The sequence below is a fragment of the Coleofasciculus sp. H7-1 genome (assembly GCF_057473865.1).
In genome coordinates this window covers 35,313-62,238 of the sequence record NZ_JBYCCT010000054.1, presented here as the reverse complement: position 1 = coordinate 62,238, position 26,926 = coordinate 35,313, and the positions used below count along the sequence as shown (strand labels likewise).

The 26,926-nt window shown below is 48.6% G+C and carries 25 protein-coding genes; 13 read left to right on the top strand and 12 right to left on the bottom strand.

Annotated features, from left to right (window positions below):
* Positions 1 to 87 precede the first annotated feature (87 nt).
* Positions 88 to 1,326 carry a tRNA preQ1(34) S-adenosylmethionine ribosyltransferase-isomerase QueA gene (gene queA / locus AC2VDX_RS13690; protein ID WP_378181528.1) on the top strand — a complete coding sequence of 413 codons (1,239 nt, stop codon included), beginning with the start codon at positions 88 to 90 and terminating at the stop codon, positions 1,324 to 1,326.
* Positions 1,327 to 1,455: 129 nt separating this feature from the next.
* Positions 1,456 to 2,712: a tetratricopeptide repeat protein gene (locus AC2VDX_RS13685; protein ID WP_378181531.1), complete on the top strand. Its 1,257-nt coding sequence runs from the start codon at positions 1,456 to 1,458 to the stop codon at positions 2,710 to 2,712.
* A 60-nt stretch (positions 2,713 to 2,772) separates the two neighbouring features.
* Here the strand turns inward: AC2VDX_RS13685 and AC2VDX_RS13680 are convergent, their stop codons facing one another.
* Entirely contained in the window at positions 2,773 to 3,471 is a 699-nt protein-coding gene (locus AC2VDX_RS13680) for a potassium channel family protein (RefSeq protein WP_378181534.1), read from the bottom strand.
* A 179-nt stretch (positions 3,472 to 3,650) separates the two neighbouring features.
* Positions 3,651 to 4,985 (bottom strand): TrkH family potassium uptake protein, encoded by a 1,335-nt coding sequence (locus AC2VDX_RS13675; protein WP_378181537.1) that lies wholly within the window; start codon positions 4,983 to 4,985, stop codon positions 3,651 to 3,653.
* A 92-nt stretch (positions 4,986 to 5,077) separates the two neighbouring features.
* Here AC2VDX_RS13675 and AC2VDX_RS13670 point away from each other — a divergent pair, with 92 nt between their 5' ends.
* From AC2VDX_RS13670 to AC2VDX_RS13650, 5 genes are all read left to right on the top strand, one after another.
* On the top strand, positions 5,078 to 5,944 hold the full coding sequence (locus tag AC2VDX_RS13670) for a methyltransferase domain-containing protein (protein WP_378181540.1): 867 nt from the start codon (positions 5,078 to 5,080) through the stop codon (positions 5,942 to 5,944).
* Between the two features lie 54 nt (positions 5,945 to 5,998).
* Positions 5,999 to 6,976 (top strand): homogentisate phytyltransferase, encoded by a 978-nt coding sequence (locus AC2VDX_RS13665; protein WP_378181543.1) that lies wholly within the window; start codon positions 5,999 to 6,001, stop codon positions 6,974 to 6,976.
* Between the two features lie 70 nt (positions 6,977 to 7,046).
* Complete coding sequence (locus tag AC2VDX_RS13660) at positions 7,047 to 7,511, top strand: tetratricopeptide repeat protein (protein WP_378181546.1); 465 nt, start codon at positions 7,047 to 7,049, stop codon at positions 7,509 to 7,511.
* A gap of 30 nt (positions 7,512 to 7,541) precedes the next feature.
* The gene (gene cobA / locus AC2VDX_RS13655) at positions 7,542 to 9,245 is read left to right on the top strand and encodes a uroporphyrinogen-III C-methyltransferase (protein ID WP_378181549.1); all 1,704 of its coding nucleotides are present in this window, start codon (positions 7,542 to 7,544) and stop codon (positions 9,243 to 9,245) included.
* A gap of 705 nt (positions 9,246 to 9,950) precedes the next feature.
* Complete coding sequence (locus AC2VDX_RS13650) at positions 9,951 to 10,490, top strand: phycobiliprotein lyase (protein WP_378181552.1); 540 nt, start codon at positions 9,951 to 9,953, stop codon at positions 10,488 to 10,490.
* A gap of 155 nt (positions 10,491 to 10,645) precedes the next feature.
* Here AC2VDX_RS13650 and AC2VDX_RS13645 read toward each other — a convergent pair whose 3' ends face one another.
* Both AC2VDX_RS13645 and AC2VDX_RS13640 read right to left on the bottom strand, forming a co-directional pair.
* Entirely contained in the window at positions 10,646 to 12,415 is a 1,770-nt protein-coding gene (locus AC2VDX_RS13645; protein ID WP_378181555.1) for a diflavin flavoprotein, read from the bottom strand.
* A 108-nt stretch (positions 12,416 to 12,523) separates the two neighbouring features.
* Positions 12,524 to 14,242, bottom strand: coding sequence for a diflavin flavoprotein (locus AC2VDX_RS13640; RefSeq protein ID WP_378181558.1), 1,719 nt, complete (start codon positions 14,240 to 14,242; stop codon positions 12,524 to 12,526).
* A 142-nt stretch (positions 14,243 to 14,384) separates the two neighbouring features.
* Between AC2VDX_RS13640 and AC2VDX_RS13635 the strand changes: the two genes are divergently transcribed.
* Positions 14,385 to 15,143: a pantothenate kinase gene (locus tag AC2VDX_RS13635; protein ID WP_378181560.1), complete on the top strand. Its 759-nt coding sequence runs from the start codon at positions 14,385 to 14,387 to the stop codon at positions 15,141 to 15,143.
* 164 nt (positions 15,144 to 15,307) lie between these two features.
* Here the strand turns inward: AC2VDX_RS13635 and AC2VDX_RS13630 are convergent, their stop codons facing one another.
* Positions 15,308 to 16,135, bottom strand: coding sequence for an alpha/beta fold hydrolase (locus AC2VDX_RS13630; protein ID WP_378181563.1), 828 nt, complete (start codon positions 16,133 to 16,135; stop codon positions 15,308 to 15,310).
* Between the two features lie 73 nt (positions 16,136 to 16,208).
* The gene (locus tag AC2VDX_RS13625; RefSeq protein WP_378181566.1) at positions 16,209 to 16,664 is read right to left on the bottom strand and encodes an NUDIX domain-containing protein; all 456 of its coding nucleotides are present in this window, start codon (positions 16,662 to 16,664) and stop codon (positions 16,209 to 16,211) included.
* Positions 16,665 to 17,355: 691 nt separating this feature from the next.
* Here AC2VDX_RS13625 and AC2VDX_RS13620 point away from each other — a divergent pair.
* The 3 genes from AC2VDX_RS13620 to AC2VDX_RS13610 all read left to right on the top strand — a co-directional run bounded on the left by AC2VDX_RS13620 (position 17,356) and on the right by AC2VDX_RS13610 (position 18,041).
* On the top strand, positions 17,356 to 17,568 hold the full coding sequence (locus AC2VDX_RS13620; protein ID WP_378181569.1) for a hypothetical protein: 213 nt from the start codon (positions 17,356 to 17,358) through the stop codon (positions 17,566 to 17,568).
* Positions 17,552 to 17,746, top strand: a complete 195-nt coding sequence (locus AC2VDX_RS13615) for a hypothetical protein (RefSeq protein ID WP_190414631.1) — start codon at positions 17,552 to 17,554, stop codon at positions 17,744 to 17,746. Before AC2VDX_RS13620 ends, AC2VDX_RS13615 begins: the two co-directional genes overlap by 17 nt.
* A 148-nt stretch (positions 17,747 to 17,894) precedes the next feature.
* Positions 17,895 to 18,041: a hypothetical protein gene (locus tag AC2VDX_RS13610; protein ID WP_378181572.1), complete on the top strand. Its 147-nt coding sequence runs from the start codon at positions 17,895 to 17,897 to the stop codon at positions 18,039 to 18,041.
* Here AC2VDX_RS13610 and argH read toward each other — a convergent pair.
* The 6 genes from argH to AC2VDX_RS13580 all read right to left on the bottom strand — a co-directional run bounded on the left by argH (position 17,993) and on the right by AC2VDX_RS13580 (position 24,755).
* Entirely contained in the window at positions 17,993 to 19,396 is a 1,404-nt protein-coding gene (gene argH / locus AC2VDX_RS13605) for an argininosuccinate lyase (protein WP_378181575.1), read from the bottom strand. The two genes, AC2VDX_RS13610 and argH, sit on opposite strands and share 49 nt — an antisense overlap.
* 186 nt (positions 19,397 to 19,582) lie before the next feature.
* Complete coding sequence (locus AC2VDX_RS13600) at positions 19,583 to 19,813, bottom strand: hypothetical protein (RefSeq protein WP_378181670.1); 231 nt, start codon at positions 19,811 to 19,813, stop codon at positions 19,583 to 19,585.
* Between the two features lie 296 nt (positions 19,814 to 20,109).
* On the bottom strand, positions 20,110 to 21,528 hold the full coding sequence (locus AC2VDX_RS13595; RefSeq protein WP_378181578.1) for a PP2C family protein-serine/threonine phosphatase: 1,419 nt from the start codon (positions 21,526 to 21,528) through the stop codon (positions 20,110 to 20,112).
* 392 nt (positions 21,529 to 21,920) lie between these two features.
* A complete protein-coding gene (locus AC2VDX_RS13590; RefSeq protein WP_378181581.1) occupies positions 21,921 to 22,172 on the bottom strand; it encodes a hypothetical protein in 252 nt (83 codons plus the stop codon).
* A gap of 239 nt (positions 22,173 to 22,411) precedes the next feature.
* On the bottom strand, positions 22,412 to 23,395 hold the full coding sequence (locus AC2VDX_RS13585; protein WP_378181584.1) for a GntR family transcriptional regulator: 984 nt from the start codon (positions 23,393 to 23,395) through the stop codon (positions 22,412 to 22,414).
* Between the two features lie 196 nt (positions 23,396 to 23,591).
* Positions 23,592 to 24,755 (bottom strand): polysaccharide deacetylase family protein, encoded by a 1,164-nt coding sequence (locus AC2VDX_RS13580; protein WP_378181587.1) that lies wholly within the window; start codon positions 24,753 to 24,755, stop codon positions 23,592 to 23,594.
* Between the two features lie 367 nt (positions 24,756 to 25,122).
* On the opposite strand from AC2VDX_RS13580, the gene AC2VDX_RS13575 reads away from it, so the two are divergent.
* Together AC2VDX_RS13575 and AC2VDX_RS13570 are read left to right on the top strand one after the other, a co-directional pair.
* Positions 25,123 to 25,869, top strand: coding sequence for a dienelactone hydrolase family protein (locus AC2VDX_RS13575; RefSeq protein WP_378181590.1), 747 nt, complete (start codon positions 25,123 to 25,125; stop codon positions 25,867 to 25,869).
* A gap of 63 nt (positions 25,870 to 25,932) precedes the next feature.
* A complete protein-coding gene (locus tag AC2VDX_RS13570) occupies positions 25,933 to 26,835 on the top strand; it encodes a S1 RNA-binding domain-containing protein (RefSeq protein WP_378181593.1) in 903 nt (300 codons plus the stop codon).
* Positions 26,836 to 26,926: the final 91 nt, after the last annotated feature.

The window sequence follows — 26,926 nt, the reverse complement described above, 5'->3', positions numbered from 1 at the left end:
TAGGGGAGAAGCCCCCGTTCTTATCTGGGGGTTTTTACCCAATCTGCAAAGTTAAATTGATCGATTCCTTATCAGTGAACTAACGGGATGACAGAATTTAATCAAGACAGTCACATCAGCGATCCCCTGTCTGGAGATTCAAAAGCCGTTAGTGGGGCAAGAAGATTAAAGGTAGACAGCCCAGAACCTTCACGGTTTCAAGCTGAAGCAGCCAGCGGGGATGATATAGATATCGATCGGTTATTAGCCAGTTATGACTATGAACTCCCGGCAGAACTGATTGCTCAAAACCCATCTGTGCCAAGGGATAGTGCGCGTTTGCTGGTGGTGGATTCCCCAAATCACCAGGCGGCGCACGCTATTTTTCGAGATTTACCCGACTTCCTCCAATCCGGAGATTTACTGGTTTTAAATAATACTCGCGTCATCCCAGCCCGTCTCCGGGGTCGTAAATCTACGGGTGCCCCTGTGGAGGTGTTGCTGTTGGAGGAACAGCAGAACAACTGCTGGCTGGCTTTGGTGAAACCGGGGCGGCGTCTGCAACCGGGGGCGCAGATATTGTTTGAACCACAGAAAGGGACTGAGGAAAAATTGCACCCATCCCCAATTCCCAATCAATTCAGTGCCACGATTTTGTCTAGGGATGAGGCGACTGGGGGGCGGGTGTTGCAGTTTGATGTTCCAGCGGGGGATCGGTTTGAAGATTTGTTGGAGGAATACGGTCAAGTGCCGCTACCTCCTTACATTACAGATTCCCAATCTCAGGCGGAACAGTATCAAACTGTGTATGCCCAGGCTCAAGGAGCGATCGCTGCTCCCACCGCTGGGCTACACTTTACCCCAGAGTTACTCCAGCGCTTGCAAGAACGAGGCATTCAGCAGGCTTCGGTGACGCTGCACGTCGGTGTCGGGACATTTCGCCCCGTGGAAGTGGAGGATATTACCACCCACAAAATGCACGGGGAGTGGGTAGAAGTCCCCATGTCTACGGTGGAACAAATTCGGGAAACCCAGGCGCGGGGGGGTCGGATTATTGCCGTGGGAACAACGGTTGTGCGATCGCTAGAGTCAGCCGCTGCTAGTGGGGAATTACACGTCTTTAGGGGCAAGACAGAGTTATTTATTTATCCCGGCTATCAGTGGCGGGTGGTGAACGGGCTAATTACAAATTTCCACTTACCCCGTTCGAGTTTGCTGATGTTGGTGGGTGCTTTAGTCGGGCGTCAGCGGTTGCTGGAACTGTACCAAGTGGCGACAAAGCATCGGTATCGCTTCTATTCTTTTGGGGATGCGATGCTAATTTTGCCGGAAGCCACAATCGGATGACGATGGGACAAGTTAAGGTAATGAGGAATGGTCAATCATCACTGGTCAGTGGTAAATTGCAACTGACAACTCATTACCTTTTTCCCAATTACCTTTTTCCTAAATAGCGAGTGGTGCGGGGTTCTAGATATGGTTAAAAACCACAAACGAATTTATCTCCTTGCGGCTGCTTTGATCGGTCTTGTGACGACTGCCGGTACTGCCTTTGCTGGTGAATCGCGGTATGGGCGACAAAAGACAACCTCTTTTGAGTCGCCCGTACAAACTAAGCAGATGGTCGAAGGTCTATACACTCAAGATTTTGAGGCAGCTACTTACTTCCAACAAGGGGTGACGCGGTATAATCGCGGAGACTATCGGGGGGCAGAGCTAGCTCTTCGCAAAGCGCTTGAGTTTGATTCCAGCATTGCGATGGCTTATTATCTGTTGGGGAATTCTCTAGCCGAGCAAGGACAGCTTGATAAGGCAACGAATGAGTACCTGCAAGCGCTTCGTCTCGATCCCAATTTGGGAGAGGCTTACTACAATTTGGGAGTTGCTTTATATAAGCAAGGGCAACCAGATGCCGCACTGACTGCGTATGAACGGGCGCTAAGTTTTAATCCCAAGTTGGCAGATGCTCACTATAATGTGGGCTTGGCGTTGGAGGCAAAAGGTCAGACACAGGAAGCGATCGCTGCCTATCAGCAAGCGATTGTGAATGACCCCAAATATGCAGCAGCTTACTATAATCTGGGACTGCTGTTAGTCAACCAAAATCAAAATGAAGCTGCGATAGCTCAGTTTCAAAAAGCAGTTGAAGTTGATCCGGCTCTTGCCGATGCTCAATATCAACTGGGGTTACTTTACGCTCAACAAAATCAGCCGAAACAAGCGATTAACGCCCTGAATGCAGCGGCTTCTGAGAATCCTAACTTGGCAGCCGCTCAATACCAGATGGGTCTGATTTTTGTCCAGCAAGGCAACTACAAAGCGGCAGCCAATCGATTCAAGCAGGCGGTGCGTCTCAATCCCAATGATGGCGAAGCTTATCAACAATTGGGGGCAATGCTGTTAAAGGAGAACCAGGCAAAAGATGCAGCTGCGGCATTGAGGGAAGCCAAGCGCCTCAACCCAAATGATGCCGTGACTCTATATAATCTGGGCGTGGCTCTGCAACGGCAAGGTCTGTTGGCGGAAGCGATCGCTAATTACCAGGAAGCGATTGTCATCAATTCCAGTCTGGCAGATGCATTTTTTAACTTAGGAGTAACGCTGCAACAAACTGGACGACGCGAGGAAGCGCTCCCCTTTCTTGTTCAAGCTAAAACGCTATTCAATCAGCAGGGGAATGTAGACAAAATTGACCAGATTAACCAGTTTCTACAGCAGCTAGGCGCTTCTTGAATTAAAAATTAAAAATTAAAAATTAAAGAGATAATTTTTTAATTTTTAATTTTTAATTTTCTAAATGGGTAGGCGATTAATGTCTTTGTTGGAGCCAATCACAACCATTGCTGCCCCCTTATAGAGTCGATGGTTGGGATTGGGATTAATTTCAAACTTGCCATCGTGACTGACCGCTAGCAGATTCAAACCATAGCGGCTGCGAAGTTGCAGTTCTGAGATAGTTTTGCCGTGAAAGTCGTCTGGAATAATAATTTCTACAATACTGTTATCAACGTCCAGATCGAACCGATCTAAAATAGCTGGTTTAGTCAGCGATCGCGCTAAAGTACAGCCCATTTCATGCTCTGGAAATACCACATGATCTGCCCCGACTTTTGTCAGAAGTTTCATATGAATTTCTGAGGATGCCTTTGCCACCACATGAGCCACCCCGCCTTCCTTCAGATTTAGGGTTGTCACCACGCTAGCTTCCAGATAATTCCCAATCGCTACAATCACCGTATCAAAATCAAAAATTCCTCCCTCTTTAAGAGCAGCGGGTTCTGTTGAATCCAACTGCAAGGCATGAGCGGCAATTTGATCGGTCAAGACTTGGGCGACTCTCTTTTCGTCGGCGTCAATGCCCAGCACTTCGTAGCCTAGATAGTGTAGAGTCGAGCAGACGCCACGACCAAAGCGACCTAACCCAACGACTGCAAATTGATTCTTGTTATTAGTGCTGAGACTGCGAAAAAAGTTTAAAGATGATAAGTTCACGGATAAACTCCGAACTGACTCATTGAGTTAGGGAACATTAGTCAAAAACAGTTGCAAGTATAAACCAACTTTTTAACTTTTAACCTTTTAATCGACAAGCTGCCATTCTGTCACGAACAACTGACAAAAAGCTAAAGGTTACTCAGGTTATAGCTTATCAAGCATCGGGGACGCGATCGCTATCCTACCAACAAATTCTCCTCCGGATAGCGGATAACGCTGGGACTGGGATTTCCGAGAATCGCTGACATCAGTAGCAACACTCCCACCCGACCCATGTACATGGTGGCAATCAATACCAGTTTGGCAAACGTGGAAATACTCGCTGTAATGCCAGTAGAAAGTCCCACAGTGGCGAATGCTGAAACAACCTCAAACAAGATTTGGATAAACTCCAACTGTGGATCGCTCAGCGCAATTAAAGTGGTGGAACTAATGACCACCAGAAGCGAACCAACCGCCACCCCAGTTGCTTTCACAATTAGCGCCTTCGGGATTTGGCGTTGATAAGCAATAACTTCTTCCTTACCTTGTAATGCCGAGAAAGTAGAACTGAGTAAAACCCTTGTCGTCGTGGTTTTAATTCCGCCGCCAGTACTGCCAGGATTAGTCCCAATAAACATTAATGCAATGGTAATAAAAAGAGAAGCTTCGGTCATTTTCCCAATGTCAATGGTATTAAAACCAGCCGTTCGAGGTGTTACCGATTGAAACCAAGCCGCCATGAGCTTCTGGGGGAAATTAAGTGTGCCAAAGGTTTGTGGATTGTTGAATTCTGTAAACAAAAAGAGAATTGTTCCCAGGATGAGTAAAAAGAGAGTAGTAGTGGTAGCAATCTTAAAATTGAGAGAAAAGACGACACGAGCTTGACTTTTAAAGAAGCGATCGCGCGTCCATAAATACATTTCCATAATCACTTCATAGCCAATCCCACCCAAAATAATCAAGGCGGTGACAATCAGGTTGAGCAAAGGCGATCGCACATATTGCATTAAATTATCTGAAAACAAGCCAAAACCTGCATTGTTAAAAGAATTCACACTATGAAAAATCGATAGCCAAAGACCGCGATCGAATCCATAGTCGGGTACAAACACCAGCATCAGTAAAAAGATCCCAGTTATTTCAATAATCAGCGTAGTGGCAATGATTGAGCGCACCAATTCCACCACACCGGCTAATCCTGGCTTGTCGAGCGATTGTTGAATGGCGATTTTCTCTCGCAGTCCAAACTTGCGCCCTAGCAACAGCAACAGGCACGTCGTCGCTGTCATGTAGCCCAATCCGCCTACCTGAACCAGCAAGACAATGAACAATTGCCCCCAAAATGAATAAAATTTCCCCACATCGACCACGGATAAACCAGTCACGCAGACGGCAGACGTGGAAGTAAATAGCGCGATTACCGGATTGCTCCAACTGCCGTCACCGATTGAAAACGGCAGCATCAATAAAATCGCTCCCAACGTGATGACGGCAAGAAATCCCAGGCAAATGGTTCTGGCAACAGTCATGGTCTAGCGGTCTATCTGAAAAAGTCTTTTTAGAGCTTACTGCTTTCCGAGTTCTGGTAGGCTAATTTTCAGCAACACCGCCTGAAAATTTCATGACTTCAACTCTTTATCAACAAATTCAGCAGTTCTACGACGCTTCCTCTGGTCTGTGGGAACAGATTTGGGGCGAACATATGCACCACGGATACTATGGCGCTGATGGCACTCTGAAAAAAGACCGGCGGCAAGCGCAGATTGACTTAATTGAAGAATTGCTCAAGTGGGCTGAGGTGCCGGTAGGGGAAGGTTTGACCGCCCCCGCAAATATCCTCGATGTCGGCTGCGGGATTGGCGGCAGTTCTCTTTACTTGGCGCAAAAATTTAACGCATCGGCAACGGGAATCACACTGAGTCCCGTCCAGGCGGCTAGAGCCAAAGAACGGGCAGCAGTGGCCGGATTGAGCGATCGCACTTCGTTTCAGGTGGCAGACGCCCTGAATATGCCCTTTGCTGACGATTCCTTTGACTTTGTATGGTCGCTCGAAAGTGGCGAACATATGCCAAATAAACAGAAGTTCTTGCAGGAGTGCTACCGGGTGCTGAAGCCGGGGGGAACTTTTCTCATGGCAACGTGGTGTCATCGTCCTGTCGGGGGAGCAGATGGGCAGCTGAGTGATGATGAGCGGAAACATCTGGCGGAAATTTACCGTGTATATGCTTTACCTTATGTGATTTCGTTGCCAGAATATGAAACGCTGGCTGGCAAATCCTTTGAGAATATTCGCACGGCAGATTGGTCAACAGCTGTCGCACCATTTTGGGATATCGTGATTGATTCGACTCTCGATCCCAAAGCCGTTCTGGGTTTGCTTTTCTCTGGCTGGACAACGATTCAAGCGGCGCTTTCACTCGGATTAATGAGCCGGGGCTATGAGCAAGGATTGATTCGATTCGGATTGCTCTGTGCGACTAAGAAATAACGTTTGGGAACAAAAATTGCTTAAAATCAAGCCTGAGTATTCATTCAGGCACGCATGAGCCAGATTTCTCCTGAAAAGTCTTCCCTTCCCAAAACCAGTCCTTCTGAGTCCCACCCAGCGCCTCGCAATGGTTCCTGGCTTTACTCCTTATGGAAGTTCTCCCGCCCCCATACGATTATTGGCACCAGCCTGAGTGTGATGGCGTTGTACGCGATCGCGCTGGCGACAGCCTCCACGGGCGTTACCAGCGCGAGTGTCGGGCAGTTTTTGGGTGCTTGGATTGCCTGTCTGGGCGGAAATGTCTACATTGTCGGGCTAAATCAGCTCGAAGATGTGGAAATTGACAAAATTAACAAGCCCCATTTGCCTATTGCTGCCGGTGAATTTTCTAGGGCGCAAGCTCAAATTATTGTCGCCATTAGTGGAAGTGTGGCGCTGCTGTTGGCACTTCTCCTGGGACGATTTTTACTGTTCACGGTGGGTATTAGTTTAGCAATTGGCACTGCCTATTCTCTGCCGCCGATTCGGTTAAAGCGATTTCCATTTTGGGCGGCGCTGTGCATTTTCACCGTGCGCGGAGTTATTGTCAATTTAGGACTGTTTTTGCACTTCAATTGGGTATTGCAAAAAAGTCAAGTGATTCCGACATCAGTCTGGGCGCTGACTATTTTTGTGTTGGTGTTTACGTTTGCGATCGCTATTTTTAAAGACATCCCCGACATGGAGGGCGATAAGCAGTACAACATCAACACGTTTACGATTCAACTCGGCAAGCCAGCCGTCTTTAATCTCTCTCTTTGGGTGATTATGGTCTGTTACCTGGGCATGATTGTGGCTGGGGTGTTATCGCTAAGTGCGGTTAATTCCACATTTGCGATCGTTACTCATGTATTCGCACTCTTGTTGCTGTGGTGGCGCAGCCGGAGTGTAGATTTGCAGGATCAGAGCGCGATCGCATCTTTTTACCAATTCATTTGGAAACTGTTTTTCTTAGAATATCTGATTTTCCCCGCTGCCTGTCTTTTAGCCTAAGAAATGTTAAAACCCTCGTCAAGGTAAGCTTAAGCAAAATAGGGCTGCTAGAAGTGCCGGAGGGCTACCAATGGTGGAAACGGAAACATCTCAACAAGCTTATTTTCTGGCTGCGGCTGTAGTCGGGATTAGTCTAACACTCCTAGGTTTTTTCCTGGGGAAGACATTCATCGCTTCAAACTTTTTTAAGAAAGGGGTGACACTTTATAAACAAAAAGACTATGCAGGTGCAGAGGCAGCTTTTCGCCAAGTGATTGTGCGACACCGCACCAATGACATGGCTCGATTGCTGTTGGGAAATGCTCTGATGGCGCAAGATAAGATTGACGAAGCTACGCCCATATTCCGGGAATTGATTGAGCGATCGCCCAAAAATGTCGATGCTTATTTGAGGTTGGGAGACACTCTGATGAAACAAGACAAAATCGAGGAAGCGATCGCAGTCCTTCAAAAAGCTAGAAACTTATATAAAGCGGGCACAACCGAGCAACAACAACTCGATCAACTCATCCAGGAAATGGATAGCCCGAAATAAGCTGCAAATTCCTTTGATTACAGCCAAATAATGACTGAGCGTACCGGAAAAGTATATCTGGTGGGGGCGGGACCCGGAAATGTTGCTTACCTCACCGTCAGGGCACAACATCTGCTCGTTGAGGCACAGGTGTTAGTCTACGACGCCCTCGTGGATGCCCAGTTGTTGGAGTTGGTGCCAGACAGTTGCTTGAAGTTGGATGTGGGCAAACGCGGTGGACAACCCAGCACACCGCAAGCTGAAATTAACCAACTGCTGGTAGAACACTGTCAGCAGAGAAAGCGAGTCGTGCGGCTAAAAAGTGGCGATCCGTTTATTTTTGGGCGTTCTACTTCCGAAATTCAGGCATTAATTGCCGCTGGGTGTGCTTTTGAAGTCGTACCGGGGATTTCTTCAGCGTTGGCAGCACCTTTGCTAGCGGGGATTCCGCTGACAGATCCGGTGATGAGCCGAGGTTTCACGGTGATTACTGCCCATGAACCGGATGTTTTGGACTGGGAGGCGCTGGCGCGGATGGAAACGCTGGTAATCTTGATGGGTGGGCGCAATCTCGATGAAATTGTCTATCAGTTGCATCGATATGGGCGATCGCTTTCTACTCCCGTCGCCGCGATTCGTTGGGCGGGAACGCCTCAACAACAAGTCTGGACAGCTACGCTGGGCACTATCGTTGAGCAAACTAGGGGCGAATCTCTCTCTCCCACCGTCATTGCCATCGGGGAAGTCGTCGGTTTGAGAGAATACTTGCGATCGCCAGATGCACCAGTCGTCGAGGCTGGTTTAGCTAAAATGTCGCCAGAAAAATCAGATCGACGCCTAAATCTGCCCGTACAATCATCAGAATCTTCAACCCAAAACTCAGCACGGGTGAGTTTATCAGACATACCTATGGGAAGCCACAGTTCTCAGAAAACCTCGTCCCTAACTACTCAAAACTCTTCCCAACCGCTAGCTGGGAAAACTATCCTGGTGACACGCGCATCTGGACAATCGGGTGAGTTTTGCTTGCGCCTCCAAGAAGAAGGCGCAACGGTGATTGAGATGCCGACGCTGGAAATTGGCCCTGCTTCCAGTTGGGAAGAATTGGATAATGCGATCGCGCACTTATCCGATTTCGACTGGTTAGTTCTCACTTCCACCAACGGTGTTGATTACTTTTTTCAACGGCTGGAAGCGCAAAATCAAGATGCCCGTGCCTTATCTGGTGTCAAAATTGCTGTTGTCGGCAAGAAAACCGCCCAAAGTCTCAAGCAGCAAGGCTTACAACCCGATTTTATTCCCCCAGAGTTTGTTGCAGATTCTTTGGTTGAATACTTTCCAGAACCGTTGACAGGCAAAAAAATTCTGTTTCCCAGAGTAGAAACGGGTGGAAGAGAAGTCTTGGTGAAGGAATTAACCGCCCAGGGTGCAGAAGTGGCAGAAGTGGCGGCTTATCAATCTCGGTGTGCGGAAGCGATCGCACCCGCAGCTTTAGACGCCCTCCAGCGACAGGCAGTGGATGTTATTACTTTTGCAAGTTCTAAAACCGTGCAATTTTTTGGTCAATTAGTCGGCGAAATCGATAAATTGCCCCTACAAGGTGTCTGTATCGCCTCAATTGGCCCCCAAACTTCTAAAACCTGTCTTTCTCTGCTGGGGCGAGTGGATGTAGAAGCCCCAGAATACACTTTAGACGGCTTAACGCAAGCGATTGTCCAGTGGGCGACATCTGAGGGAAATGTCAACAATCGCTGATGTCTAGAACATCGGTACACTCATCAATTTGCTTGCCCGCAAATCTGTAGAATCCCCCAAAAGCCTCTCTGTGAAAGGGGAAAATAAAACCTTTCCGGCTCCCTCTCCGTTGCGGGGAGGGCTGGGGAGGGGTTCTTTCAGGATCAGGACTTACGCAAATATCACCACATCTGCCACCGCAACCACAGGGGGATTGCCCCTACAAAGCGCTATATGTATAAACTTTGCGTAAGTCCTGAGTTTTCCGGCTCCCTCCCCAGCCCTCCCCGCAACGGGGAGGGCTGGGGAGGGGTTCTTTCAGGATGGCTGTACCGACGCTCTAGAAAATCTGGGGGAGAAAAGAAATTTTCCTCCTTTCCTCGTGCCCTTAGGGTATAGAGGGTTTTGAGATTCTTCCGGATGACAGAGCCGATAGTAAGTATTTTTAGCTATTATCTATTATTAAGATTGTTAACAGTGTCTTGCGTTTTGGCAGCCTTACTACTCTGCCTGGGGTGGTACGCCAGCCAAGTACGAGATAGCTGACCAGATCGAGTGACGCTCAACTGTACCCAGATCGGGTGTCACGAGAAAAAGCGACTTGCATAACCGTTTATCAGATTGCTTGCATAAATGTCAAATAAAAGGGTGATAAGTCCCATAGCTACCTAGCAAAAATTGACGCTTGCAAGAACTCTATTTCACTTCGTATGAGGACTGGTACTGGTGACATCACTAAGACAACTTGCCCAAACAGATGAGGAATCCTTAATTGCAGCGTTTTTTCAGGAATCAGAGGGCAAATGGCGCTCTGAAAGACGCTACTATACGCTGCCGGATGGAGAAACCAAGGAGATGGTTAGTCTGATTACCGTCCGGTTTCTGGAACAGGGAAGCTCCGAATTGGTGCATTTGGCAGAGTTACACAAATTGGAAGATCCAGCAGCGCTAATTTGTGGTTCTTATGTAGAGTGGAACAGCACAAATTCAGTAACGGGGCGCAAAGAGTCCAAGGGTTCGACACTGTTTGGCGCATTAGGAACCATACTATATCGCGATCGCGGCTTTGCCACTCCCAAACCAGTCACAGCCGAGTATTATTTCTCCAATCCCAAAACTTTGTGCTTGCGGACAGAGTACAGAGACTCTTCATTTGAAGAAGAATTAAAACTGATTGGTCGAAGCTACCGCACCCGGCAAACGATCATCTCCCGCGCCGGAGAACAGCAAATGATCGGTCAATATCTGGAAAAGCGCCTTAACTAGGACGAAAGCGGTCAAATGCATAGGGCAGAAAGTCGGGGCTAATGCCAATGCCTGTGTCGCTAATTTGGATTTGGGCAAAGAAAGTTGAAGGTTGCGGGTTATTGGCTTGAGAGTTAGTGGGTTGCAGGTTAGTTAAAAGTTGCAGATGGCGTTATTTAATAATGGCTACCCGATTTTCGGTGATGCACAGCGGTGACGCCTTCTTGCTGTAACACCTTGCCATTTTCCACCACAGCGTAGACCAACCAGTGATCGCCACATTCCATCCGGTTGCGGACAATGCATTCCAGATAAGCTAGGGCGTCGGTGAGAATCGGACAACCATTTTGGGCGTCTTGCGTAGCGACATCGGCAAATCGGTCTTCAGCGGGGCCAAAAGGTTTAAGAAAATGCTTCATCAAGCCGATGTGCTTACCTTCTCCCAGAATATTTAAAACAAATTTTTCGCCAGAATGCATCAGCGATTCAATCGCTCGATCTTTGGCGACAGCAATAGTTAAACCGGGGGGATTAAAAGTTGCCTGAGACACCCAAGAAGCCAACATCGCCCCGCTGAGTTCGCCTTGTTTCGTTGTTACGACGGAAAGAGAGCCAACCAGATGCCCTACCGCTTGTTCGATCTTGGCAGATTGCGAGGGCGAAATGGGTTGCACTCCTAACTGTTGTCGGGCAACTTTGGCTTTCTTAGCTTTTTTCAATGTTTGGGCGAAGTCTGTCCCGGCTTCTTCGCAATATTTCAGCGTCACCTCGGTGGGTTTAAATTTGACCCGAATCGGGTCGAAGCCAAAGCGATATCCAGCATCTTTTAACTTGCCTTCTAGTAAATCAATCGCTTCCCCACTCCAGCCATAAGAACCAAAAACACCCGCCAGCTTGCCTTTGCTAGCGTTGGATAGGACAATACCCAGTGCAGTTTGAATCGGCGTGGGAGCATGACCACCGAGGGTAGGAGAACCCATGATAAACCCATCTGATTTTTCTACAGCTTCTTGAATTTCAGAGGGTTCGGCAAATTCGCAGTTAATCGATTCGACAGCAACCCCCGCTTTGGTAATGCCACTAGCGATCGCTTGCGCCAAGGTCGCCGTATTCCCATAAGCTGAAGCATAGAGCAGCGCCACGCTCGTTTCAGTTGCCCTTTGCTGCTGGTTCCATTGCCGATAAGCTTGAGTCAGCGGGATCAGACTGTAGCGCACCAACGGCCCATGACCCGTAGCATAGAGCCTAGCTGGCAACTCCTGTGTCAGTTTATCCAGCGCTGTTTCTACTTGCCGAGCGTGAGGAGCCATCAGACAATCGTAATAGTAGCGCCGATCTTCGCTAAACACCGTCCACCCTTCATCTAACACCTGATCGCCGCAGACGTGCGCCCCGAAAAGCTTATCGGTATACAAAATTTCGGTTAGGGAGTCGTGGGTACAAAGGGCGTCAGGCCAACGGGGACTGGGAGTGGGGATAAATTGTAAGTAATGACCTTTGCCTAAATCGAAAGTTTCTTCCCCCCGCATCACAGCAATTTGCAGATTGTGTTCTTGTAAAGTGTCTGGGAAAGTACTTTCAAAAAGATTTCGCAGCAGGATTGACCCTGGATTTGAGCAAACAAAAGTAATTTGAGGAGCCAGTTTTAGTAAAGCATTCAGCGTAAAAACTCGGTTAGGATTGACGTGCCCTAAAATTACATAATCCAGTTTTTCTAGGTCAAACCGCTGCTGTAAAGCGGAGATAAAAATGTCTGTAAATGATTCTCCTGGCGGATCGATGAGCGCTGTTTTATCCGCTTGAATCACATAAGAATTAGCGGTTGTGCCCCTTTGTAGAGCATATTCGATTTCAAACTTAAGCCTGTCCCAAGTGCGCGATCGCAACACAGTTGTATCTGCACCAATCGGGAGAACCTGAACATCGCGGGGTTTAAAGACTTTCATAGGTCACGGATTGGGACTAAGAGCAATTTTGTTTCTTCCCGCCAAGACGCCAAGAAGTAATTAACCTTTATTTTCTTTGCGCCTTGGCGTCTTGGCGCGAACCAAATCCTAATAATAATTTCCGATCTTACGATGGTGAACAGCTGTGAGCGCGTCGGGTTTGGAGACACGACCCGCTTGAACAGTGCTGTAAACTATCCAATGATCGCTGCATTCCATGCGACTTGCAACTTCGCATTCCATATAAGCGACAGCTTCCGTCAGAATGGGGAAACCGTTCTCCGCTGGCTGAATTTTGACTCCGGCAAATCGATCCGCGCCAGGGGGGAATCGTTTTAAAAAGTGCCGCATCAAATGTTGATAATTTCCCTCTTCTAAGACGTTGAGGATGAAGCGATCGCCTACTTGCATCATGGACTCAATTGCCCGGTCTTTCGCTACGGCTATTGTGAATCCTAGGGGTTGGAAGCTGGCTTGTGCCACCCAGGAGGCTAACATGGCACCTTTGACTTCGCCTTTTTTGGCGGTAATGATGTATAGTCCACCGCTGATCCGTCCCAGTGCTTTTTCTAAGTCGGCATCAAGGGACTTAATCTGTTTGATGTTGCGATCGCGGGTGAGCAATTGTCCCAAGTCAGTTCCGGCTTCTTCACACAGCTGATAGATGGCTTCTCCTGGCGTGTCTTTAATCCGAATCGCTGGAAATGCTACTGTCAGCCCTAACTCTCTAAATTTACTCACCAGCGGATCGACGGGTTCATCATCTCCTCCGTAGGACTCCAGAATGCCAACCGCTTGTTTTTCCTTGGCAGCGGCTAAAACGGTGCCAATCGCAGTTTGGGCGGTGGCAGAGGCGGCTGGGGGTGTGGCAATGACTAAGCCAGATGAACGCCCCACTAATTCTTGCACTTCCTGGGGATCGGCGGATTTCAGGTCGAGTGTCTCGACGGCGACGCCAGTTTTGGTGATACCTTTGGCGAGGGATTGGGAAAGGCGATCGCTATATCCATAATCGGAGACGTAAAATACCGCTACTGTCGTCTCTCCCTTGGTTTGAGCTTGACTCCACTGCCGATAACGTCCCGTCAGTTCCACGACGTTGTGGCGCAGCAGAGGGCCGTGTCCGGTGGCGATGGTGTGTACTTCCGGCAGTTCTCCCATCCGCTTCAGTGCAGATAGCACGGAACGGGCATTGGGAGCCATCAGGCATTCGTAGTAAAAGCGATAATCGGCTTCGATGGCGGCTAAATCTTCGTCAAAGGTGCTATCTGAGCAATAGTGCAAGCCAAAGGCATCGCAGGTATACAGGATTTGGGTTTTGTGGTCGAATGTGAAAATGGTGTCGGGCCAGTGCAAGTTGGGGGCAATCACGAATTCCAATTCGTGTCCGTTGCCTAAATCCAACTTGTCGCCATTTTTGATAATTCGCCGCTCAAACGGCTGATGCACAAAATCTTCGATAAACTGGATTGCGACTTTTGACCCGACTACCGTTACCTGAGGAGCCAGTTTCAAGATGTCTTTGACTAATCCGCTGTGGTCTGGCTCGGTGTGGCTGATAATCAGGTAATTAATTTCTTTTGGGTCAATGAGTCCATGTAATGCATCCAGATATAGCTGGCGAAACTTTTCGTGGGAGGTATCCACTAAAGCCGTCTGCTCACCCCGAATGATGAAGGAATTATAGGTGGTGCCGTTTTGCAGTCCAAATTCAATGTCGAAGCGATCGCGATCCCAGTCAAGCGAGCGAATCGCTGTGGTGTCAGGGGCGATTTCGCCTGTCTGCATTGTGAGGCGTTTTTGGGTTCGGTCGGTGAGCGCTACCATCTCTGGTCTCCTTCTGTTGCAACCCATTTAGGTATTTTTTCTTCTTTCATTCTGCCACGAGTACCTTGTAAAGATTTATTAAAAAACCTATGAGTGAGTTAAGAGTTCTAAAAGTGTCGAACCCGCAGAGGCACTGAGGACGATGAATTGGCTAGGTTTGATGATTGGAAATTCGCGGCTGCACTGGGCGTACTTTGAAGGAGAGACGCTTCACAAAGCCTGGGATACTCAATATCTTACGGAAGCATCTGTCAAGGAGCTGGCGCAGGGTTTGACGGCTGGTGACTTACCAGCGGAAATAATGTCACCACCCAGTCAGCTACCTATTTATCTGGCTTCGGTGGTTCCGGAGCAAACGGCACTTTGGCAAAGTTATCCTAATGTTCGCAACATTACTTTAGACCAATTGCCGCTGGAGAAACTTTATCCGACGCTGGGAATTGACCGGGCTTTAACGGTGTTAGGTGCTGGCGAAGTCTGGGGTTTGCCTTCTTTGGTAATTGACGCCGGAACCGCATTAACATTTACGGGTGCAGATGTCAATAAAAGGCTGGTGGGTGGGGCGATTTTGCCTGGGTTAAGGTTACAGCTACAATCTCTAACTCAAAGAACTGCTGCCCTGCCACCCATAGAATTACCCCAAGAAATGCCGCCGCGTTTTGCTGTAAATACAGCGGAGGCGATTCAGAGTGGCGTTATCTACACTGTCGTGGCTGGAATTAGAGACTTTATCCAGGCTTGGTGGCAAGAATTTCCAGGCAGTCGGGTGATTTTGACGGGAGGCGATCGCACTATTTTACTTTCCTACCTGCAAACCCAGTTTCCTGAAATAGCAACTCAGATAATTAGCGACCCCAATCTGATTTTTATGGGAATGCGGTCAGTCGTCATTAGTTCTTAGCCATTCGTAAAGCTACTAAGCTCAAATCCGCTTAATTATTCACAATCAAGAGAAACCTCACCCCGTCTTCAGCTCCAGCTCCGGCTCCCCTCTCCGCAAGCGGAGAGGGGTTGGGGGTGAGGTTCTTTTATTAACTCCAGTAAAAGCGCACAGCCTATGCGCCCCTACTGCTTACTAACGAAACCTCGAATATACTGAGCCACGACATCTGGCAGCGCTTCGGGTAAATCGTTTCCCCCATAGCTAATAATTTCCAACTGAGCTGATGGAGTTAAGTCGGCGTAGGCTTGACTTTCGGCAATTCTAGAACGACTGTCTCGCTCGCCTTGCAAAATTAAAACGGGGACTTTCAGCCACTCCAGTCTTTCCTTCAATAATTCTGCTTGAATTTCGGCGCGACGGCGTTGAAATAATAGCTTGTCGGTGGTGGGAAACTGCACCGACTGTTCTTGTCGCCGCGTCTTTTGCCCAGTGCGCTGGCGAGGAAACAGGCGATTGTTAGAGACACGATTGAGCGCATCTATGAGCGATCGCCACCAGGAGGATACCATCTTAGACAAGCGTTTAAATAGAGATGGGCGCGATCGCTCTGTTCTTAATCCCTCAGCTTCTACTCCAATTGGAGCTGACAGCACTAATCCGCGCACCTGTTCCAAATATTTCAGCGCGAAGCTTGCCGCAATCCATCCTCCCAGCGAGTGACCAATTAAATAAACTTCCCGCTGGTTTAACGCTTCTAACAACTCAGCGAGACATTCCACCTCTAACTCAATCGAGTAGTGGACATCTGGGCGTTCTGAGTCCCCAAAGCCAAGTAAATCTGGGGCAAAGCAGTGGTAATCTTGACTCAAACAATCGATGACAGGTAGCCATTGACTGCTATCGTGAGCCGATCCATGTAAAAAAACCAAAACTGGCCCTTGACCGACTTCTCGCCAGAAGATTTGTCCTTGGGACAGCTTAATTCGAGAATTGCGTAACGGTAGAGTCATCCTAGATTTTAGATTTTAGATTTTAGATTTTAGATTGACGATGGATTCACGCATCCAAAATCGAAAATCCTGCTCATGCGAGGGTTGTCAAGCCGTTCAAGTAGTCCTGCAACTGCTGGTCGTGGTCATGGCAGAGTTTCCCTTGAGGCAATGATGTCACAGAGAAAGCTTTTACTTCCATAATTTCCAGCGTATCCCGAACCTGCATTTCTCCCTGCACTTCTGCTTCTAACGCTACACAAATCGAATGAATTCTGGGATCGCGGTCTGGGGAAGAGTAAACTCCCACTAACCGGCGAATTTTTACTAACTCCAGTCCGGTTTCTTCCGCCAACTCCCGCCGCGCTGATGTCGGAATGTCTTCACCCCAATCGACAATGCCGCCAGGAAAACCCCATTCACCCGTATCTGTGCGTCGAATGAACACAATTCGACCATCCGGCAAAATCGGGATGATAGTTGTGCCAATGATGGGATGGCGGAAAATAATCCCTAGCACTGTTTGTATAAATCGCCATGACTGACGCATAGACAAAAGAAGCTTTACTTCAACGCAGGAAGGAACTTTTACTTTTAGAGTCAATTTTTGAGCGGGAAGTTCTCCGATGACAGATAAAATTTAAACCTTTGCAAAAGTAGGGTTTCCCCAATGGCTGACTCCGCATGGTTCTGGGGATGCCAGAATTGCTTATTCATCCACCTCTACAAATTCAAATTTTTAAATCTGCAAGAATTTCCGCTTTTTGAGATTCAGGTCTTACCTTAAGATAAATCTTCTCAATGTTACCATCCGAGCTGATCGCTCATCTGCGGCGCTGAATGCATATCAATGGCTTGCTGCGGAATTTTTCAGCTCTTTGCTGTCGTTGCGGCTGGCAATTTTACCCACCAAAGGAGCAGTATCGCTGAGTTTTAGGGACATGGGGATGTTTTCAACCGCAGCAAGTCAGGGCTTTTTAATAGGCTGCTGACAGGCTGTTATGATATACGTTACGGATGCAAGTTCGGTCACGTCAGTCAGCGACCTGCCGTTTTTAGGCTAGCCTGTTTCGGTGTTTCTTCCACAGGTTTGAAGGCAGAGGCTTCCAGCGCCCAAAAAATGCTCTGGGGGAGCAACTCTCTTTCTGGATTCGCTTGGTCAAGAGTACGTTCTGAGAAGTTGCTAGAGACGCTTTAATTTCGCAAAAAGAGACGGCTATTTCGGCACTGGATGGTGCAAAATGAATGGGGCGTCAGATGCAGCTCAAACCTTGCCAGACCGCAGGAGAACCCCCCAAAAGAGGGCGATCGCGGCAGATTGGCAGATTCTAGCACCTGCTTTTACAAGCCTTGGGCGTGACTGGCAACACCAACAAGCATCAGGTGCGGGGGAAAACCCAAAGGCACCATTTTTAGTTGTATATCAAAGAGGTGAACATGGCGAAGCGCCGTAACCCTAAGAAAGAAAAGGCGCAGCGTAACCAAGCATACGCCCGCAAGTTTCGTAAACGTCAAACTACGGGTCGGTTCTCTAAATTCCGGCGTCAAAGATCGCCTGGAGAGAGAACTAATGAGGAGGATGAAGACAAAATGGGAGGAGGCATGGGAGCAATGGGCGGCGCGATGGGTTAGCCATTGATTAAGTGCTGAGGAGTGAGGGCTGAGGGCTGAGGGCTGAGGGCTGAGGGCTGAGGGCTGAGGGCTGAGGGCTGAGGGCTGAGGGCTGAGGGCTGAGGGCTGAGGGCTGAGGGCTGAGGGCTGAGGGCTGAGGAAGAAGAAAATGCTTCCTCTGCTACTAAACTCTCTTGCGAAATTGAGAAATCCCCTATTGAGTCCTCATTACTCAGTCCTCAGTCCTCAGTCCTCAGTCCTCATTACTCAGTCCTCAGCCCTATTGTCAGCACTCAGCCGAGACTGGGCAGCTTGAATCGCTTGTCTCACCTGCTCGAATCCGGTACCGCCGTAACTGTTACGAGCGGCAACTACTTGTCTTGGAGAGATGGCTTCATAGATGTCTGCCTCAAAAGCTGGGTGCAATTCCTTCCATTCTTCCAAGCTCAAATCCTTGAGAAGTTTACCGGCAGCGAGGGAAGTTTTTACGACCTTGCCAACGAGATTGTAAGCTTCCCGGAAGGGGACACCCCGCGCTGCTAGGTAATCAGCGACATCTGTCGCGTTGGAGAAATCTTCCGCGACGGCTTCTGCAAGGCGAGAGGTACGAAATTCTATCCCCTCGCGCAACAAAATGGTCATTGCTTCCAGGCAGCCTTTAACGGTCTTTACGCTGTCAAATAGGCTTTCTTTGTCGTCTTGTAAGTCTTTGTTGTAAGCCAAGGGTAGCCCTTTCATCAGCACTAGCATTCCTTGCAGATGCCCAAAAACGCGACCTGTTTTGCCCCGCACGAGTTCAGGCACGTCGGGGTTTTTCTTTTGGGGCATGATGCTGGAGCCGGTGGCGCAGCTATCTTTGAGGGTGACAAAGCCGAATTCGTGGGATGACCAGAGGATGACTTCTTCTGATAGACGGCTGAGGTGAACCATGATCAGGCTGGCGCTACAGAGAAATTCAATCGCAAAGTCGCGATCGCTCACGCCATCCATACTGTTAGCATAGACCCCATCAAAGTTCAGCAGTTTGGCGGTGTAGTGTCGATCGATGGGGAAAGTGGTTCCGGCAAGCGCACCACTCCCCAAGGGCGAGACATTGACGCGCTGATAGACTTCTCCTAGCCGCTCCCAGTCCCGCTCTAGCATTTGAAAATAGGCGAGGAGGTGGTGAGCTAAAGAGACTGGCTGGGCGCGTTGTAGGTGCGTGTAGCCGGGAATCAGGGTTTCGACGTGATTCTGGGCAAGGTCGATGAGAACTCCCTGAAATTCGCGCAACTGGCTGCGAATTTGGGAAATTTGATCTCGCAAGTAGAGGCGGGTGTCGGTGCCTACTTGATCGTTGCGCGATCGCGCCGTGTGCAGTTTTTTGCCGACATCTCCGGTAATTTCTGTCAGTCTGCGCTCTACCGCAAAATGAACATCTTCGGCATCTATCCCTGGGTTGAAGTTTCCTTCCCGGTATTCCTGGCGGATTTGTTCTAAGCCTGCGACTAGCTGTTGTGCCTCCGACTCTGAAATAATGCCGGTATGGGCGAGCATTTTGGCATGGGCAATAGAGCCGGTGAGGTCATATTCGATGAGTTCGATGTCGAAGCCGATACTAGCGTTGAAACGAGCGATCGCAGGATGCAATGCCGATTCAAACCGTTGGCTCCAAGTTTTTTGTTCAGTCACGAGCTTGTTGTTAACGTTGGAAAGTTGACAGATTGAAAGGCGTGCCGGTTGAAAGTTGCTTTGGCGAACAGGTTGAAGCTTGCCAAAGCAAGCATATTACTCAATAGCAAATTTCAGCACGAGTAAGTTGTATCAAAACATTCAACCTTTCAACCTTCCAACTCTTAAACCTTCAAATGCCCTTAACTAAGCCGTAATTCCTCGAATCAGGTATCCAAAAAACAGCCCAATTAGGAGTGCCCAGACTTGTCCTGATTTAATGAAGTAGTTAAAGGCATTTTGCATCTGATCCAACACCTTTGGGTCTCTGATTTGCTGCGCCAAGACGGGCCAATTGACCGGCGAGTGCGAAAGCCACACCGATACAGTATCGTAACCGTGGGTCAAATTGGGCAACAAACCGATTATTTCGTGCATTTCGTTAAGCACCATGAGTCTGATTTCCTCACAACAAATAGAGATGTTGGCAGTTGCTCGCGCATCCGTTCAGATTGTATTAACACTAAAGCTGACACCTTGGCTAGTGGGAAGGCCTTAGCTATACCTGATTAGTTATTTGTCATATGCTAATGATTAATGACTAAGTAGGCGGGATTAATTATTTGTAGGACGGGTTAGCGATAGCGTAACCCATGCAGGTGTTGGGTTTCAAGGGCGTTTTCCCCGCTCTACGAAAATCTTCAATTTGATTGCATCCGCCTACTTACTGACTACTAACTTTTGACCTGCATCACCACTAGCGTCATATCATCTCCGTTCCGGTTGGCTGGGCCGATAAACTGCTGTACCTGCTCAAATAGGTAATCTAAAAGCGCTTGGGGGCCATTGCAATGCTGGCAAGCCCACTGGAAGGTGCGGCTGAGCTTTTCTTCGTCAAAGCGATCGCCATTTTGATTTGCCGCATCGGTAAAACCATCGGTGTAATAAATAATCGTGTCCCCAGGATACAGCTGTACTTGGGCATCTTCATACTGGGAATCGGCATCCAGACCAATCAGCATTCCCCAGGTATCCAGGCGCTTGATGGAACGGGTTGACGCTTGCCACAACAAGGGAGGATGGTGCGCGGCATTACTGTAAGACAGGATGCGGGTTTGCGGATCGTATTCGGAATAAAACAGGGTGACAAACCGATGGGAGTTTTCCAAATCGGCGTACATCACCCGGTTTAAATGTTGTAGAATCTTCGCGGGTGAGTGCCTGTTTAGCACTTCGGCTCGCAACATCCCCCGCGTCATCGTCATAATTAGACCGGCTGGGACGCCTTTGCCCATGACATCCCCAATCACCAGGCTCCAGGGAACCGATCCTCTTTGAGCGGTTTCTACTTCCGAATCGCTGTTCGTTTTGGATCGCAGCTGGTCATAATTGGCGGGAATGAAATCATAGTAATCTCCGCCGACGCGACTAGCCGTTTGGCACTTTGCCGCCAGTTCGACTCCATAAATATTAGGACATTGTCGCGGCAGTAGGCGTAGCTGGATATCGGCACCAATTTCTAATTCTTTGTCCAGGCGTTCTTTTTGGCGGAGTTCGACGGTGAGTTCATCGTTAGCGATCGCAACTGCTGTTTGATCTGCAACTAACCGCACCAACTTCTGCCGGGTGTCTGTCCAAATATAGTTGGGATCGCGGCTGAATACATAAAGACGCCCTCGCTCTGTATTTTTCACCAGAATCGGAGTGCCAAATACCTGAATGTCTGGTCCCAAAAACCGGGTCAGTTGAGCATCCAATGATGGCGGTGCGGCGATCCCTTCTGCCGTTGTCGAGGGATTACTCGCCTGACGGGTTGCTGTGTTAAGCGCCTTGCGAATATCCTGACAAGACTGACCTTCCTGACAGTGCAACCGCTCTAGCCGCACCTGACCATTCGGCAAAAACCGGATGAGAATGCCGCCATCGGCATCTGTCACCCGCGTTGCCATCAGCGGAATTAACTCCAAAAACTGATTCAAGTTATTGAAGCTACGCAGGGCAAACCCTAACGACGAGAGTAAGTCTTGAATCTTGCGCTGTTCTCGATGCAAACGCGCCACCAGTTCTTTGAGCGCAAAAACAGGCGTCGTTTCGGCGGTGGTACCGCCGTCAGGCAATGGAGATGGCTGGCGAGGTAGGGGCACAGCAGTCATAGCATCAGGAGTCAGAGTTCCGCACAAAGGTTTTAGCTGTCAGGATATCTTCACAGATTCTGGCTTAAGGATTGCCACTTTTGGCAACGGTTGGGGGAGAGCGCCTTTTATTTAAAAAACAATGAGCAGGCGTTAGAGGAAAATTATTCCCGATTACTATCGCAACTGTTGCCGGTTGCAGCTAGCCGTCTGGACGCCACCGTTCAGCCTTCATGAGCCGACTTGGCTGTTCTTGAGGTGTAAATGATACCCTTAATTCGGGTTTCTGCCAATCATCCGGAGGGGCACGCTTGAAAACTTATTCATAAGTCTATAGACGGAAATCACCATAATCGCCATAGTAAACCCGATCTAGACCAAAGCGCCCCTCATCATCAGGACTTACGCAAAGCTTATACATATAGCGTTTTGTAGGGGCAATCCCCTTGTGGTTGCCCCCCAGATGTGGTGATGTTGCGTAAGTCCTGATCATGTTTTACTGGTTCATCGGCGGCATAGCCTAAGAGGAGCAGAAAGCAAACATCTACCTGTGGAGGGGTTTTAAAAGCTTCTTTGACTTGAGTTGTTACAAAATCTTCGATTAGGCAACTCTGGAATGGGATCGGGTCGGAAAGCTCTAGTAGCAGGGCGTTTCTCAATGGCATCTTTATAAACCCATAGAAGGTTTCATGTCAATTGTCATCTTTGCTCCTAAAAGAATTGCCAATTTTAGAAAGGGGCTTCTGGGTGAGAAACTTGAATCCCTGAGGACTACCTTACAGCATCTGTTCATCCAAAAGTTCAGCCTAAACCGAAGGGTGCAGGTGGGGATTGCCCACCTGAATGAGCAATTTATGCTGCCAAATGGTATAAGTTATGTCTCAATCATCGAAATCCAAAATTGTCAACCTAAACCGAGTTCGCGCTTGAGCAAGTTAATTGACTTGGTGCCAATATAGTTTTCGCTACATAATAGCTCCGGAGGACGAATAATGTCTTCACGGGCGGCGGTGACTGCCGCTTTGACGGTGGCAAAACTGGCGCGATCGCTAACAATCGTTTGGGCACTGCGAACGATCGCGTTGAGTTTGTAGGTGTCTTTTACCTGGGCTGTCATCACCAGCAAATCATCCCCGCGCAGGCTGTGGATCAGAATTTCTGCAACTCCGAGAATGCCTGAACTGAGACTCACCAGACCCATACAGCTGTCTTTAGGGAGGCGTTGAACTAGATTGAGTTCTTGCGCGTAGTCGTAAATATCGACGGGGATGACGCGCACTGCTCGTGGGGCAGCGATCGCTTCCGCATCCCCAATAAAATAGCGGCTAGTCACCACAGTACCAGAGTGGGTTTGATCCAGTACTTTAGTGAGTTCCTCCATCGGCACCAACTGCACGGGTATCCCCAAAGATTTTTCCAGTTCCTGAACCATCAACTCCCCAGCACCTATGTCTCGTGACGGAACCGTGACCAGCACCCGCGCACTACAGCGTAAGCGCCAGTCAATTTCTGCTAGGAATAGTTCCCTGGCTTGGTTGAGGGTGCAGCCTTGGTTGAGCAGGTCATCCAGGCTGTGCTGTACCAGCTTGTAGGCTTGAGGATATTGTTCGTGTATGGGGCCGCTGTGTCCAGTGCCGCCCTCGTTTCCTTGGGATCTGACATAAATTCCCGATCCGGCTTGGGATTCCACTAATCCAGTTTCTTCTAGCTGCCGGTACACCTTGCTAATGGTATTTCGGTGCAAACCTGTCTGCATTGCCAGCTGCCGAGTGCTAGGCAATCGATGACCAGGGGGAAACTGCCGCGAGGCGATCGCAAACTGCATTTGGTCAAATAGCTGTTTTGACGCTGGAATTTCACTGTCTGGCTGAATATGAAATTGAACCATTTGCGAGCCTCCAAGGACTCTGATTCTCATGAAGCCGTGAGAGGGGCAATTCTTTAATAGCATAATGCGCTACAGAAGCTGAGTTATCGCGCTGGTTTTTCCATATTCTGCCTCCCGATCAATTGACCTATCTATTTGTCGTGACGCTACTCGCTGCAAGTCTTCTACAATCCAACATCTAAACTCCAAAACGATCTCACCCAGGGAAATGATTTTCGGGTTGTTCTGCGGATGGGTGCGGAATTTCCTCCAATAGAGTGGGAATCTGTGTTTCTACTTCCCCAGTAGAGACGGAATCAGTGGCGTCTGTCGTCTCTTGGTTCTGTAGCAGTTCCGGCAGGGTGACAAACTTATATCCCTGCTTTTTGAGTTTCTCAACGATCTGGGGTAAAGCCTGAACCGTTGTCGAATGGTTGCCACCACCATCATGCAATAGCACAATAGAGCCGGGGAAGGCACTCTTGAGAATATTTTTGACCAATTTGGGCGCGGCGAGGCGGTGGCGACTACTGTCCACCGAGTTAATCGACCACATCATCACGGCGTAGTTGTTCTTTTGGGCATAAGCCGCTAATCCATTTTGCAAGATGCCGCCGGGAGGACGGAAGTAAGAGGTTGTGACTCCGGTTGTCTTGTAGATGAGTGCGGCTGTGTCGTCAATTTCCTTTGCTGCCCTAGCCTCGTCCATCTGACGATACGAATGATGCCAGGTGTGGTTGCCAATGGCGTGACCTTCAGCAACCACTCGTCGGGCTACTGCTGGATAACTTTGCAGTTGCTCTCCTACCCAGAAAAATGTGGCTTTGATGTCGTTTTTCTTGAGGATGTCCAGCACTTGCAATGTCGTTTTACCCCAAGGGCCATCATCAAAGGTGAGGGCGATGACTTTTTCCTGATGCTTCGGCTTCACCTGATAAATGGTTTTTCCCTGATACTCAGTAGGCACTGGGAAGGTTTTTTCGGCTGCGGGTGATGGAGCGATCGCCCAAAGCGTTGTTTCACTTGGCGAATTTTCGGGTTCGACAATGGGGAGTTGCTGATGAACCGGGTTTGATGGTGCGATAGGTGCGATCGCCAAGTGTATGCGCTCTAGCGAGGCGTGTGCCCTTTCGGCGATCGCGCTACTCCCTGGCGGTATTATTTCCCTCGGCGGCAAATTTTCGGGTTCGACACTGGGGAGTTGTTGATGAACCGGCTTGTCCTGAGGAACCTCTATGGCGGACAGATGCTGAGGGGAAGGTTGAGGTGACGACTTGATGATTTTATTGACGATGAGCGCCGTTAAGGTAACGATAGCGATGAAGGTAAGTTGCCGAGTTAATAATCCGGTCGGTTTTTCTTTTTCTCTCCAGTCTGCCAAGGTCGAACTCCTTCCCTTACACCTTGATAATTTTTGAGTTTTTAATGATTACAAAAGCCAGCTATAGTTCTTGACTCATTTCATCAAAAATCCCTTTTCTCGACAGCCAGCAATTCTTCAATAACCGCACAAAACTATACAATAAAGCCAGCAAAGATTACAAATTATTTAAAAATTGGGATTTCTTAAACAAAAAAGCTATGGTTCGTTTTATATAAATTTCCTTGATAAAAAAATGCGATAATTGGTGCAGCACTTCCATAAACTTTTAAATACTTTATTACAGTAAAAAGTAGGGCAATTTGCTGGTAGACAAAATAGTAGCACTATCTGCTAAAAAAATGGCAGAGGACAGAGAAAAATTATCATGACAGACAGCAAGATTCGGACAAAAAACCTCAAAATTGCCAATGGCGATCTAGAAATTGCGGCTTACCTGGCAATGCCGGAAAGGAAGGAGCCTTTTCCAGGGATTGTGGTGTTGCAGGAAATTTTTGGGGTGAATGCCCACATCCGGGAAGTAACAGAACGAATTGCCAAGGAAGGCTATGTAGCGATCGCGCCTGCAATCTTTCAACGCCAAGCTCCGGGTTTTGAAACCGGCTACACTCCAGAAGACATTCAAATTGGCAGACAGTACAAGGCGCAAACTCAAGCCTCAGAACTACTAGGCGATATCCAGGCGGCAATCAATTACCTCAAAGCCCTGCCCGAAGTAAAACCTGTCTTTGGCTGCATCGGCTTCTGCTTTGGGGGTCATGTTGCTTACCTCGCCGCTACTTTACCCGATATTAAAGCCACTGCGTCATTCTACGGTGCTGGCGTTGCCACTGACACTCCCGGCGGCGGCGAACCAACAATTGCGCGGACAAAAGACATCAAAGGCACGCTTTACGCCTTTTTCGGCATGGAGGACGCCAGCATCCCCGCCGAACAGGTAGATCAAATTGAAGCGGAGCTACAGAAACACCACATTCCCCATCGTGTCTTTCGCTACGATGGAGCTGAACACGGATTTTTCTGCGACCATCGCGCCAGTTACAATGACACCACAGCCGCCGATGCCTGGAAGCAGGTAAAACAGCTGTTTGAACAAGAACTTCAAGCGGCATAAATTTTTTCCCATACAAGCAGTAAGCGAGTTGGGAATTACTTTTTTTTCAATCAATAAGTTGTCATGAATTCCAAATCGACCTCTTCTCAAGATGCAAAATCGTCATTTTCTATGGACGATTTTGCCAAAGCTCTCGAACAACACGACTACCAGTTTCAAAAGGGACAAGTCGTGCGCGGTAAAGTGGAAACCCACGAAAGCGATGGTGCCTATGTAGACATTGGCGGCAAGTCTTTGGCTTTTTTACCCGTTGATGAGGCGTCGTTGAGACGGGTAACAGATTTATCCATTGTGCTGCCGTTGCAGGAAGAACGGGATTTCCTGATTATCCGAGAGCAAGATGCAGATGGTCAGGTGACGCTTTCAGTGCGGCAGATGGAGATCAAGCAGGCGTGGGATAACCTGTCTGATATGCAGGAAGCGAGTCAAACAGTGCAAGCCCGTGTCACTGGTGTCAATAAGGGGGGCGTTACGGTGGAAGTGCAAGGGTTGCGGGGGTTTATTCCGCGATCGCACTTGGTGGAACGCGATAACCTGGAGTCGCTGGTTGGTGAAAAGCTAACTGCTAGCTTTCTAGAAGTTTCTGCTGACACCAACAAACTGGTGCTTTCGCAACGGGAAGCGACTCGTTCTGTTGCCATCACTCAGTTAGAAATCGGGCAGTTAGTCGAGGGGAAAATTACTGGCGTGAAGCCCTTCGGTGTGTTTGTCGATCTGGATGGGATTACTGGTTTGCTGCATATTAAGCAAGTAAGCCAAACCTACATCGAATCTCTACCATCATTGTTTCAGGTGGGTCAAATAATCAAAGCGCTAATTGTTGACATTGATGAAGGTAAAGGTCGGGTTTCTTTGTCTACCAGAGTCTTAGAAAATCATCCAGGAGAAGTGCTGGAAAATATGGCTGAGGTAATGGAATCAGCTGAGGCGCGTTCTGAACGGGCGAGGAAAAATATCACTAAATAGGTGTTAGGAAGATAGGAAGCGATCGCACTTGGTGATGAAGAGTGCGATCGCTTGCGTCTCTGCCCCTCCTAGCAGTTCCGCGCACCCGATT